The following is a 12,361-nucleotide window of genomic DNA, read 5'->3' on the forward strand; positions in this document are numbered from 1 at the left end:
AATAGGAAGCTGTTTTCAGGGTCATTTTGGTCATGTTTTATCAATTCAAAATGTTAATGAAATGTTAATTCAAAATTAAACAATAAATAGGGTTCATTGGTTGAAAATCTGTGGTTTGCATCTCGTTTTTTAGAAATCTCTTAATAAAAAGGAGTCAATTTTAACATAACTGTAGCAGTAAAAATCAGCTTTGGATAATAGGAGGTAGATTGGTTTTGCAACGGTAGATTTTATGTTAGCTTTGGCGTTGGAAATACCTACACTTTAGTTTTCTTTTTTTAGGGAAGTTAAAGGTTTCCTCGGGAAAAAATAGATGAACCGGATATAGTGAAAAGCAAACATTTAGATGTTTGTTTTTTAATATTGAAAAGTGGTTTTTCCCACATATTTTATGTACTTATGCACCCCCCTACAGTATTTTCGCCAGTGATGAAAAAAAGTATTGCTATGGAACAATGGTATGTATTGAAAGTTAAAAGTGGCTACGAGAAAAAAGTAGTCCAAGGGCTTTCAAAAATGAATGTGCAAGTCTACTGCCCCATTGTAAAGGAGGTCCGTATTTGGAGTGACCGAAAAAAAACCATAGAAACCCCCTTAATTAAATCGTATGTCTTTATTAAATGTAGTGAAAAGAATAGGCCTTTGGCTTTTTCGGTTCATGGGGTGGAGCGCTATTTATATTGGTTGGGCAAACCGGCCCTAGTGCGAGAAGAAGAAATAGAGGTATTGAAGCAGTGGACGGAAGATGATGCGGTAGAAGATGTGGCGTATACCAGTTTGCAGCCCGGTGATCGGGCCACCATTCAAAGAGGCCTTTTAAAAGATCAAGTGGCCATTGTGCGCCATGTAGGCAGAACACGGGTTTCATTGGTGTTGGAGGATATGGGCATTGTAGTGAATGCTAGATTAAGAGAGGTAGTATAATGAGGTTGTTGAGCTAAGGAATCAATAGTAAATAGATTTGTTTCCTGAGTAAGACTAAAGAGGATAAAGAAAATAATTCACAGCGCTATTTGTGTGTCCCTTATGTGACAGGCAACGGCGGAGCCGTTTAAAGTGCTAAAGTTTAGTAAGTGAATTTAATAGGTCTACACGTCTTTTTCAGTGCCCCGGTTGTGAGAGAGAAATAGATAGAAAGCGTGTGAATTTTCATGGTATATACTAATATAATACAAAGCTTATGGGGATAGGGAATTTGAATGTACTAGGGTATCCGGTTTTTGATGGAAAATTAACAGAGGTAGATTGGTCAACCCCTAAGTTGACTGTGAATACTATTAATCAATATTCGTATTGCATTGCCCATGAAGATGATACTTTTTCAAAGGCGCTAAAAGCTTCGGATATATTACTGCCGGATGGTGTGGGTATTGTGTGGGCTGCCACATGGTTAAGAGGTGAGAAAATTAATAAGATTGCCGGGGCTGATATTCATGAATATCTTTTAAAACACTTACAAGGTACCGGAGGGCGCTGTTTTTATATGGGCTCTTCCAATACAGTTTTAGAGAAAATAAAGAAGCGTGCTGGTGAGGAATACCCCAATATAACGGTAGGAACGTATTCACCACCCTACAAACCAGAGTTCACGCCAGAGGATAATGCTGAAATTCTTACTGCCATAAACTCATTTTCTCCAGATGTGGTGTTTGTAGGCATGACCGCTCCCAAACAGGAAAAATGGGTAGATGCCAATGCCCAGTTTATAGATAAAGGAATTATTTGCTCCATTGGTGCCGTGTTTGATTTTTATGCCGGTACCGTACAGCGGCCGGGAAAGGTATGGCAAAATCTAGGTTTGGAATGGTTGGGCCGGTTTGTAAAAGAGCCTAAACGGATGTTTAGACGTTACTTCTATTACGGGGTAATTTTCGCTTACCATTTGGTAGCCAGAACCGATAAGAAAAAAGGAGAACTACCCGCACATAGCGAGGAAAAAATAAAAATAATTAAGAAATAGAGTTCGTTCTGGGCGATGACCTTTAAAAGAAAAACTTTTAAGTCTTGTAACGAAAAATTTTGAACACGTATCATATATGTCTACAGCCCATAGGGTTATAAAGAATACAGGCTTTCTATATGCCAAAATGGCGATAACCATGTTTATCTCCTTATATACCACACGCTTGGTATTAAATGCATTAGGAGCTTCTGATTTTGGGATTTTTAACTTGGTGGGTGGTGCCATTGCCATGCTCGGGTTTTTACATGCCGCTATGTCTAGTTCAACACAGCGCTTTATGTCTTTCTATGAGGGGCAAGGTGATGTAGAAAAACAAAAATACATTTTCAATGTAAGTTCCGTATTGCATTTTGGTATAGCCATAGGGTTGGTCATAATACTATTGGTAGCAGGGTATTTCTTTTTTAATGGCATTTTAAATATCCCTCCCGATCGTGTCTTTGCTGCCAAGGTTATTTATGGCTCTTTAATTTTAAGTACGGCTTTTACCGTAATGAGCGTGCCATATGAGGCAGTATTGAATGCGCATGAAAACATGCTCTATTATTCCATTGTGGGAATTGTAGAATCACTATTGAAATTAGCCGTGGCATTGATAATTGTGTATTATGCGGGAGATAAATTAGTGTTATATGGTATTTTAATGGCAGTAATTCCCTTTGTTAGCCGTACGGTCATGCAAGTGTATTGTCGCCGCAAATATTCGGAGTGTACAATCGCTCCAAAACGATATTTTGAAAAAGGACTTATGAAAGAAATGACCGGTTTTGCAGGCTGGAGTTTTCTAGGAACAGCTGTTGCCATGCTAACAAGTTATGGTCAAGGTATCGTATTGAACATGTTTTTTGGGACCAAAATTAATGCTTCACACGGAATTGCCACGCAGGCCAATGGCCAAATCAATGTCTTCTCCTATAATATGATGAAAGCGCTCACCCCAGTTATTGTAAAGAGTGAGGGTGAAGGTAATCGAGATAAGATGTTGCAGGCTACTTTTATGGGAAGTAAACTTGCATATTTTTTGTTGGCATTGTTTGCTATCCCTATTATAATAGAAATGCCGTACATTTTTAATTTATGGTTAAAAAATGTGCCTGAATATGCCATCGTTTTTACTAGGTTGATTCTAATGAGTTCTATGGTAACACAAATGTTTTCTACCATAGCCGTAAGTATTGATGCTACAGGGAGGATAAAGGAGTTGCAAATCGTGAAGTCTTTAGTTGAAGCCATGCCATTGCTTGTAGCATATATTTTATTTAAAGCGGGCTACTCCCCAACCTATATGTACGTCATGATGTTTATAATGACGTTAATCAGGTCTTTTGGAGTCATAACGTACTATGCAAAAAAAGAAGCGGGCTTAAATGTTCCAAAATTTTTAAAAGATGTATTGGTACCAGTTGTCATCGTTACGGTTCTTGCCTTGGGAGTTGCTCTCGTACCATATTTTTATATGAACTATGGGGTTTATCGTTTGTTCGCGGTTTTTGCAGTCTATTTTCCGGTCTTTTTATTGGCTTTATGGTTTTTTGGTTTTAATAAATATGAAAAGAATATAGTGTCAAGTCTGGTAAACAGAGTTTTAAAGAAAAAATAATATTCGTAATCTCTACATTCATTTATGATTTCGGTAGTCATTCCATTATACAATAAAGCGCATACTATTATCAATACCTTGGAAACGGTCATTAGTCAAAGCTTTGTAGATTTTGAAGTTGTGATTGTTAATGATGGTTCAACAGATAATGGTGTTGACATTATAAGGCAGTTTACTAGCGATTCGCGAATTAGAATTATCACTCAAGAAAACCAAGGGGTTAGTGTTGCCAGAAATAAAGGAGTAGAGGAAAGTAAGTTTGAATATATTGCTTTTTTGGATGGGGATGACGAATGGAAACCTGATTATCTGGAGAAAGTGAATCAGGCCATTACCCAACATCCGGAGGCGGGTATGATTTGTGCAGGAGGTGTAGTAAGAAACAATGATGAAATTGAACCAAGACTTGCTAAAAAATATACGGATACTATGGCGGTCAGGGATTTTTTTGAAAACCCTCATGTCTTTTTACATACCAGTGCCGCAGTGGCAAGAAAAGCAGAATTTTTACAATCAGGTGGTTTTCCTGTTGGAATGAAAAGAAATGAAGATTACGCTTGTTTTTTTGCTTTGGCCCTAATAACCCCTGTTGTGTATATAGGGTTTCCGTTAACCGTTTATGTGGGTATGGTTCCCGGTCAGGCCACTCAAACTTCAACGAGCAAAGTTATTTCACATATTATAGATCGGTATAATCATGTTCATAATAAATGGAAAAACACTACGACCAAAAACAAAAGCTATCCGGTATTTTTACGGTATGAGTTAAGACATGAAATCTTAAACTTTATTAGAAGGGGAGAGTATGATATGATTGTTTATCTCCTTAAAAATTTAGATAAGGATATTCTTGGTAAATTCAGTCCGTTTGAGTTTCAATGGTACGCCAATAAAAAACTCAAGCAAGTAAGTGTGTTATTTATATATATGACCAAGGTGCGTTGGCGTATGCGCGGGTATCCATATTTGGGAGAGTAATTAAGGATTAATTGGTACTAGAAATAAAATAGATTGTTAAGGTTTGTTATTCTTATTGGACTAATTATTTTCTCGGTATATCCTTTGATGGGTATACTCACCTTTATACTCGTTAAATTGGTGCACAATAAGAAAGATTCTTTAACGGATACCCTTCTATTTGGTTTAATAACACTCTATGCTTGTTTGGTACAATCTACACGTATTTGGAAACCGGGGCAGCCGTCAGATTGGTATAACGAGGCCTATTGGGGGCTTTTTGAACAAGTAGGCACCACTCCGTTTTTTTCCTATGTATTCGGGTTTAAGGAACCGGTTTGGAATTTTATAAATTATATAGGTTATTATATAACCTCTGGTGATTATGCAGTTTTTATTAAAGGTATTGCCATCATTACTATATTTCTTTCTTGCTATTCTATTTTTTTATTCTGGCGAAAAACCAATACTAATCCGGTAACCTTAGTGGCGTCTTTGTCATTAATTGTATTTTTTTTGGAATATATAGGTAATCTTAACAATATAACACGGCAGTCATTTGCATTGAGTATAGTGTTGTACGCCTTAACAATTAAGATAACAAAGCAAAAAACATTATGGTCTTTACTTATAAGTGCATGTTTTATTCACACCTTTAGTTTTCTTTATTTAATACTATTTCTGATAAAACCACTTCATAATAAGTTGATAGGAAGTAACTTAAAATATTTCTTGTATGCTCTAGCAGGTGTGGGAGTTGGAGTTGCGATGTTGCCTTTTATAGGGAAATTGCTAAGTGGTATTGGTTTTTTTGCGTATGGGTTTAAACGTTTGGAACAGAATTCGACAGGTGCGCTAGACGATACCGTATTTAATCTGGGCCCCTTATATATTACCGCAGCGGTATTGATAGCTATCTGTTCATACATGATATGGACGACTAGGATGAAAGTATTTAATTTTTACACCAATGTATTATTGGTTCTTATGGTGGTATGTGTATTGCTGGCCAATACGTCCGAAGGCTTGGTTTCCCGTTTGTACATTTCCAGAATGTACCTATTGCCCTTTGTATTGCCCTATGTATTGCTAGATAAAAAAGATATTCATTCACTTTTTGTAGGGGCTATGGTTTTCTTTTTCGGTATTCGCTTTGTAATAGGGTTTGATGGGTTAAGGGGGGGGAGCTTTTTTCCACCTATTCAAAGCTTATTTGGGTATTCAATTTTTGATTTTATTTTTTGATATTTCACTATTATGAACAAAATATTAGTTTTAGCATTGAAAGTCCTTAGAAAGGGATATGGAAAACTTGTTACGGTAAAACCTATACTTAAACCAGAATTCGAGCAAGATCCTAAAAAGGTGTCGCAAATAGTTCATCAACAATTAGTAAGTGACAAACCCTGTATGATTGCTCGTTTTGGCTCTACTGAATTAAATATGTTGGTTAATTACCTAGGTGTTTTGGATAAAAGAAAAAACATCTTGAAATACATTCAAGGCAAAAAGCAACCTTGGTGGTGGGAAGAAAATCGGATACAACAAATGCAACGTTGGAGCGGATTTTTCCCGCCAACAGAGGCTAAAATCCAACAATTTTGCGAATTGATGTTGCAAGACATCCAGGTAGTGGATGTATTAGGGAGTTGGATCCCTGAAGAGTCTTATTTTAAGGATAAAATGAGCGAAGCACAAATAGTTAAATTGGTGCTTTTAGAACCTTATACATCTCAAAAACCATGGAGTAGGGCATTAAAAGGAAGAAAAGTACTGGTGGTACATCCTTTTGCGGAGCTGATAGAGGCCCAATATAAAAAGCGAGAATCTTTATTTGATAATCCAGAGGTCTTGCCGGAGTTTGACCTACAGACCATACCGGCGGTACAGAGTTTGGGAGGGGAAAGCAATGGGTTTACCGATTGGTTTGAGGCCCTACAATGGATGAAAGATGAAATTGATAAACGAGATTATGACATCTGTTTAATAGGGGCAGGAGCCTATGGATTTCCTTTGGCAGCACATGTAAAAAGGCAAGGGAAAAAGTCTTTCCACTTAGGGGGGGCGTTACAGTTGTTGTTTGGGATTAAAGGTAAGCGATGGGAAGATCCCAATTATGGTGTAAGTGAATGGGGGATTCCTGAAGGTTTTTATTTAAGACTAATGAATGAGTATTGGGTAAGGCCTACCCCTAAAGAAAAACCTAAAACAGCAGATGCAGTTGAAGACGCTTGTTATTGGTAATGAATTTATAATTAGCAACGGTAATACTTTAATTTGAGTTTCGGGAGTATTAATCAAAAAAATGAAAAGAAAATAAGTCTTTAAATTTTTAATTGTATGGGAAATTTGGGTAGAATTGACTATTTGGATTATGTAAGGGGAGGAGCAATTTTTCTGGTGTTAGCTCACCATAGTGGTATTTTGGGGCCTTATATTTTGGCTTTTCATATGCCTTTATTTTTTGTTCTTTCAGGCTATATTCTAAATGTGAAAGGAAGAAAGGATGAGCGGTTTGTTATCCATTTTAAAAAACGTTTTAATAGATTGATTATTCCATACTTACTTTTCGAAGCTTTAATTCTTCTTTCATCAATAATACTTCATTATGGATTTAAGGCGTTGCAATTAGAAGATGTATACCATATTGAGATAGGTTATGCAGTCAGGGACATCCTTTTATGCCTTGAGTCTCCTCGATACATTGGAGCAATAAATTTGCTGTGGTTTTTTCCATGCTTATTCGTTGCCGACTTGCTTTTTTTCTTCGTTAAGAGGTTGATAAATAGATTGTTTAAAGAGGGTGAAGTTCATGCTTTTCCGTATTTTATTATTTTTGTTGCCCTTGCTCTTCTTTCCTATCTAGAAAATAAATTCGTACATATTCGTTTACCTTTTACTCTTGATACATCATTGATGGCAACTAGTTTTATTGCTTTAGGATACGCAAGTAGAAAATTGGTTGATAAAATTTATAATCAAACAAAATCTTTTCAATTAGGGTATGTGATTTTTGGTTTAGTGGGTGTCATCTTTTCTGTAAAAATGAATACTGGTTTATTCTTAATGTTTGTAAATGATTATGGGAATTATTTTTATGCTATGTTGGGTGCTGTAAGTGGAGTTTTGTTTTTCTTTAGTCTGATATTCTTATTAGAAAAAATATTACCTAAGTCTGGTCTAGTATATTTAAGTATAAACTCACTCATATTCTTTCCAATTCACCTTTTAATTTTGACGTTTATGAATAAAATTTTTACTTATTTAAATATATCGGTAAATGAATGGAGCTTGCCATATATTAGAGTAATATTAACCGTTCTTTTCATGATACCTTGCATATACATAATCAATAAATATTTTCCTGTTTTAACAGGAAGTAAAAAAGTTTTAAAATATTGATTTTTACGCTTTTATTTCTTTATCGTAGATAGGATCGAGTTAAGTTTGGGTTGGGTAATATAAGTTTTGAGAGGCCCATTACAAGAATCTAATTTTATTTGCTATTTGTCTGAAACTTATTTCTGAGAATAATTTAAAATTCTAGTCTTTTGATAAAAATAATCAACTATGTTATCTGTAAAGTATTGAATCCTTCGATAAGTTTAAAAGGGATTAATTTGTATAATTTTTGGATTAGAGCGGGGAAATCCAATGATGTAAGTCTCATATCTAATAAGATATATAAATCTAGATTGAATATTGTTGGAAGTAGAAATAGAGTAAACATTAATAACACATTAGTTTCGGATTCTATAATATCAATTACGGGAAACGAGAATACGCTTAATGTAGAAGAGGGAGTTAAGCTACGAAAAGCAACTATTACTATAAGGGGTAATAATTGTGAAGTAGAAATTAAGCAAAATACAACCTTCGCTAGCGTTCGAATTGTAAACGTGGGAACAGACAATAAAATATTAATTGGTCAGAATTGCCTTTTTTCAGATTATATAGAGATATGGGGGAGTGATACGCATGCTATTTTTGATAAAAATAACAAGTGGATCAATAAAGAAAGGCCAATCAGTATAGGAGATAATGTTTGGGTAGGAAGTCATGTCAAAATTTTAAAAGGTGTTACTGTAGCAGATGGTGCAATTTTAGGAATGGGAAGCATGATAACCAAAGATGTATCGGAAAGAGTAATTGTAGCTGGTACGCCACTGAGGGTAATAAAAGAAGACATTAATTGGTCATTAGATTATCCAATCCAAGAATGAGAATTGAAATTAACCGTTTGGAACGTAATTATTTTATAAATCACTTTATAGGAAAACCGAAAAATGAAAGTTATTCACATATTAAATGAACTGAAATTTTCAGGAGCAGAAATTATGTATGTGTCTGCTGCTACAGAGTTTAAAAAACTTGGATGTGAGCTGCTTGTTGTAAACACTGCTCAAAATATGGGTGAATATGCAGAGCAATTTAGCGAAGCTGGTTATCAAATATTACATTGGCCCTATAAGGCTAATGGTATAAGAGAGAATATTGCTTATGTACGTGAAGTAATCACTTTTTTGAATACCGAAAAAATTGATGTGGTACATATACATCGGTCTTCAATGAGGCTGTTAATGTCGTATTGCGCATGGAGAGCGGGATGCAAGTCCGTTTATACGTTTCACAATGTATTCCCTACCAATTGGTATTCATATGTTTATCACGTAGGTCAACGTTGGCTTATTAAGAATGTTTTTGGTTGTAAGTTTCAAACCATAAGCGATTCTGTTTATCAACATGAAAAGAATTTTTATTTTAATAATACCTGTAAAATCTACAATTGGTACGATAATATTCGCTTTTTCCCTGCAACCAAAATTGAAAAATTAGAGGCTCGAAAGCAACTAAATATCCCCGAAGAAGCATTTGTTATTATTTCAATAGGTGGTTGCAGTCATATAAAAAGACATTCTGATATAATCAAAGCAGTATCTGTTATAAAGGAAAAGTATCCCAATATAATTTACTTACATTTAGGTGAGGGGGATACATTATGCGAAGAACAGAAACAAGTTAAAAATGATGGCTTAGAACAGAACGTGAGGTTTGAAGGGAATCAGAATGACGTTCGTAAGTTTCTAATTGCTTCAGATATATATGTCATGCCAAGTAAACATGAAGGTATATCTGTAACCACAATAGAAGCTTTGGCAACTGAAATTCCGTCAGTTTTGTACGACGTACCGGGTCTTCGGGATTTTAACGAAACACTTAATACAGCAAAGGTTATTCCTGAGAATTATAAGGAGTTAGCTAAAACAGTGGTTGAGTTATACGAAAATAGGGAGGAGCGAGAGCAATTAAAGAAGAACGGAAAGGAGTTTGTTAATAAGGAATTTTTTATGCCTGTTAATGCAAGAAAAATAGTAGAACTCTACCAATAATAATTAATGAAAAAGACAATTGCTGTATTACTTACGGTATTTAATCGTAAAGCCAAAACTCTTGAGGCATTACAAAATTTGTTCGCTCAGGAAATCCCTGATGAATACCTTCTAGACGTATATTTAGTTGATGATGGCTGTACGGACGGTACTGCTCAGGCCGTAGCGGAATTATACCCTTTAGTACATATCATTACTAGCAAAGGAGACTTATTTTGGAATAGGGGAATGCTTTTGGCTTGGAAGAGCGCAGCACAAGTAAAGCCCTATGATTTTTATGTTTGGCTAAATGATGATACTATTTTAAATGCCCAAGCCTTAACCACTTTGCTACAAACTTCCGAAAGCAAATCAAACAAGGCCGTAATAGTAGGGACCACCTCTTCTTTAAAAGATGCGAAAACCATTACATACGGTGGGAGGGCCAAAAATGGGCAATTGGTGATGCCTCAAGAACAAGCAGTTTCTTGTGCCTATTTTAATGGAAATGTTGTCTTAATTCCAAAATATGTATATGAAAAGGTAGGGGCCAATGACCCTGTTTTTCACCATGCTTTAGGCGATTTTGATTACGGGAAAAGGGCAAAAAAATTAGGAATAGAAAATATAGTAGCTCCAGGAATATTGGGGCAGTGCGATACCCATGAGAGTTTGGCAACCTGGTGTAACCCGGAAAAAACATTTAAAAAACGCTGGCAAGCTTTTCGTTCGCCTTTAGGAAATAACCCAGAAGAATTCTTTGTTTACGAAAAAAGGCATAATGGTTTAGTGATAGCATGTTTTCACTATGTAACCAACCATGCTAGGGTAGTTTTGCCGCAATTATGGAAACTTAAAGCATAATAATGTTAGCACCAATCTGTTTATTCACATACAACCGTTTAGCGGAAACTAAAGAGACTGTTGAGGCACTAAAGAAAAACCTTTTAGCAAGTGAGAGTCATTTACTTGTATTTTCGGATGGTGCAAAAAATGAACAAGCTCAAGAAAAAATAAAAGGTGTCCGTCAATATTTAAAAACAATAGAGGGGTTTAAATCTATTCAAATTTTTGAGGCTTCTGAAAACAAGGGGCTGGCTAACTCTATTATTTCGGGGGTTACAAATGCTTTGGAACAATATGGGAAGGTTATTGTATTAGAAGATGATTTAACCACAGCTCCAAACTTTTTGAACTTTATGAATCAAGCTCTAGATTATTATGAGACAATTGATGTTGTACAGTCAATTAATGGGTTCTCTCCTGAAATAAAAAAACAAAATATGTTTGATGTGTTTTATCACACAAGAACATTCCCTTGGGGCTGGGCTACATGGAAAGACCGATGGGATGCAGATATTTTTTCAAAAGAAAAAATTAAGAAAGAAATAAGTGAGGATAAAACTATTTTAATGAATCTTCAAAACACTTGTGGGAGTGATATAACCAAGATGTTGTTGGATTCCATAAACGATAAAAATGACTCTTGGTATGTGAGATGGGTTTATGCACATTTCAGAAAACAAACAGTAGGGGTTTATCCTAAATATGCTTTAGTTAACAATAGTGGATTTAATGAGAACGGCACACATTGTAAAGCAATTAATCCTTATAAATCTGTAAATGATACCGATTTTAGAAATAAGGTGCAATTTAATTTTAATAGTCAAGTTCGGATTGATCCAATAATAAACAAACAATTCTTAAGATATTTTTCTAAAGAGTACAGAGTATTGATTCGACTAAAATTGTTGCTTGAAAAAGGAGGTTTAAAAATTCTTTTAGATGATATAAAGTCTAAAATTTAATGCCTCAAAGGCTTTTTGGATAGTTTCACTTTTGTGGTAAGTTTTTTTATCAATTATTTTAAGATATGATTAAGCGGGTATTTGTAAAGCTGAGAGACGTATTTCTTACAAAAGTAAAATGGAGAAAATTTACCTTTGGTAAAAATTTCCATTGCGGAAGAGGGGTTTTCCTTTGGGCAAAGGATACGCTTACAATTGGAGATAATTTTTATATAGGAAAGTATTCGATTATTGAGACCAATGCATTAATTGGAAATAATGTCATTTTTGCCAATCACGTTTCGATTGTAGGTAAGTTTGATCATCATTATCAGGAAATAGGTGTTCCTATTAGACTGGCAAGTCAAATAAGAGACGCTGATTATAATTGGAAAGGGTCAAATCAATTAACAGTCGTAGAGGATGATGTATGGGTGGGTCTAGGTGCCATTATTTTGTCAGGGGTTAAAATCGGTCAAGGTAGTATAGTAGCGGCAGGCTCCGTGGTAACGAAGGATGTGAAACCGTATTCTATATATGGGGGTAATCCGGCGAGAAAAATTAGTGATAGATTTGAATGTAAAGAGGATTTGGAGAGCCACATTTCTTTATATAAAAAGAATTTTTCGGATAAAAAGAATTAAGTTTTTTTTAGAGTAAAAAGAGGTCTTGCGGTACCTTGTAA

12 protein-coding genes are annotated in these 12,361 nt (G+C 35.2%); all 12 read left to right on the forward strand.

The genetic code is table 11. From position 1 onward, the window contains the following. Nucleotides 1-447 precede the first annotated feature (447 nt). The 12 genes from IWC72_RS09075 to IWC72_RS20370 all read left to right on the forward strand — a co-directional run bounded on the left by IWC72_RS09075 (nt 448) and on the right by IWC72_RS20370 (nt 12,320). The gene (locus IWC72_RS09075; RefSeq protein ID WP_194529554.1) at nt 448-924 is read left to right on the forward strand and encodes a UpxY family transcription antiterminator; all 477 of its coding nucleotides are present in this window, start codon (nt 448-450) and stop codon (nt 922-924) included. 256 nt (nt 925-1,180) lie between these two features. Then, nucleotides 1,181-1,960: a WecB/TagA/CpsF family glycosyltransferase gene (locus IWC72_RS09080; protein ID WP_194529555.1), complete on the forward strand. Its 780-nt coding sequence runs from the start codon at nt 1,181-1,183 to the stop codon at nt 1,958-1,960. A 76-nt stretch (nt 1,961-2,036) separates the two neighbouring features. Then, on the forward strand, nt 2,037-3,563 hold the full coding sequence (locus IWC72_RS09085) for an MATE family efflux transporter (protein ID WP_194529556.1): 1,527 nt from the start codon (nt 2,037-2,039) through the stop codon (nt 3,561-3,563). Nucleotides 3,564-3,587: 24 nt separating this feature from the next. Continuing rightward, on the forward strand, nt 3,588-4,541 hold the full coding sequence (locus tag IWC72_RS09090) for a glycosyltransferase family 2 protein (protein WP_194529557.1): 954 nt from the start codon (nt 3,588-3,590) through the stop codon (nt 4,539-4,541). Nucleotides 4,542-4,574: 33 nt separating this feature from the next. Further along, nucleotides 4,575-5,765: an EpsG family protein gene (locus tag IWC72_RS09095; protein ID WP_194529558.1), complete on the forward strand. Its 1,191-nt coding sequence runs from the start codon at nt 4,575-4,577 to the stop codon at nt 5,763-5,765. A gap of 12 nt (nt 5,766-5,777) precedes the next feature. Further along, nucleotides 5,778-6,764 (forward strand): hypothetical protein, encoded by a 987-nt coding sequence (locus IWC72_RS09100; RefSeq protein WP_194529559.1) that lies wholly within the window; start codon nt 5,778-5,780, stop codon nt 6,762-6,764. A 96-nt stretch (nt 6,765-6,860) separates the two neighbouring features. After that, the gene (locus IWC72_RS09105) at nt 6,861-7,922 is read left to right on the forward strand and encodes an acyltransferase family protein (RefSeq protein WP_194529560.1); all 1,062 of its coding nucleotides are present in this window, start codon (nt 6,861-6,863) and stop codon (nt 7,920-7,922) included. 218 nt (nt 7,923-8,140) lie between these two features. Continuing rightward, the gene (locus tag IWC72_RS09110) at nt 8,141-8,743 is read left to right on the forward strand and encodes an acyltransferase (RefSeq protein ID WP_194529561.1); all 603 of its coding nucleotides are present in this window, start codon (nt 8,141-8,143) and stop codon (nt 8,741-8,743) included. A gap of 63 nt (nt 8,744-8,806) precedes the next feature. Continuing rightward, nucleotides 8,807-9,910, forward strand: coding sequence for a glycosyltransferase family 4 protein (locus IWC72_RS09115; RefSeq protein WP_194529562.1), 1,104 nt, complete (start codon nt 8,807-8,809; stop codon nt 9,908-9,910). Between the two features lie 6 nt (nt 9,911-9,916). Next, on the forward strand, nt 9,917-10,753 hold the full coding sequence (locus tag IWC72_RS09120) for a glycosyltransferase family 2 protein (protein WP_194529563.1): 837 nt from the start codon (nt 9,917-9,919) through the stop codon (nt 10,751-10,753). A gap of 2 nt (nt 10,754-10,755) precedes the next feature. Beyond that, nucleotides 10,756-11,697, forward strand: a complete 942-nt coding sequence (locus tag IWC72_RS09125) for a glycosyltransferase (RefSeq protein ID WP_194529564.1) — start codon at nt 10,756-10,758, stop codon at nt 11,695-11,697. A 65-nt stretch (nt 11,698-11,762) separates the two neighbouring features. Next, the gene (locus IWC72_RS20370; protein ID WP_194529565.1) at nt 11,763-12,320 is read left to right on the forward strand and encodes an acyltransferase; all 558 of its coding nucleotides are present in this window, start codon (nt 11,763-11,765) and stop codon (nt 12,318-12,320) included. Nucleotides 12,321-12,361 lie beyond the last annotated feature (41 nt).

Source organism: Zobellia roscoffensis (genome assembly GCF_015330165.1).
In the GTDB taxonomy this organism is placed as follows: domain Bacteria; phylum Bacteroidota; class Bacteroidia; order Flavobacteriales; family Flavobacteriaceae; genus Zobellia; species Zobellia roscoffensis.

Coding starts and splice junctions, on each gene's coding strand:
- IWC72_RS09090 (WP_194529557.1), top strand. CDS start 3,588: ATGATTTCGGTAGTCATTCCATTATACAATAAAGCGCATACTATTATC.
- IWC72_RS09080 (WP_194529555.1), top strand. CDS start 1,181: ATGGGGATAGGGAATTTGAATGTACTAGGGTATCCGGTTTTTGATGGA.
- IWC72_RS09115 (WP_194529562.1), top strand. CDS start 8,807: ATGAAAGTTATTCACATATTAAATGAACTGAAATTTTCAGGAGCAGAA.
- IWC72_RS09120 (WP_194529563.1), top strand. CDS start 9,917: ATGAAAAAGACAATTGCTGTATTACTTACGGTATTTAATCGTAAAGCC.
- IWC72_RS20370 (WP_194529565.1), top strand. CDS start 11,763: ATGATTAAGCGGGTATTTGTAAAGCTGAGAGACGTATTTCTTACAAAA.
- IWC72_RS09075 (WP_194529554.1), top strand. CDS start 448: ATGGAACAATGGTATGTATTGAAAGTTAAAAGTGGCTACGAGAAAAAA.
- IWC72_RS09125 (WP_194529564.1), top strand. CDS start 10,756: ATGTTAGCACCAATCTGTTTATTCACATACAACCGTTTAGCGGAAACT.
- IWC72_RS09100 (WP_194529559.1), top strand. CDS start 5,778: ATGAACAAAATATTAGTTTTAGCATTGAAAGTCCTTAGAAAGGGATAT.
- IWC72_RS09085 (WP_194529556.1), top strand. CDS start 2,037: ATGTCTACAGCCCATAGGGTTATAAAGAATACAGGCTTTCTATATGCC.
- IWC72_RS09105 (WP_194529560.1), top strand. CDS start 6,861: ATGGGAAATTTGGGTAGAATTGACTATTTGGATTATGTAAGGGGAGGA.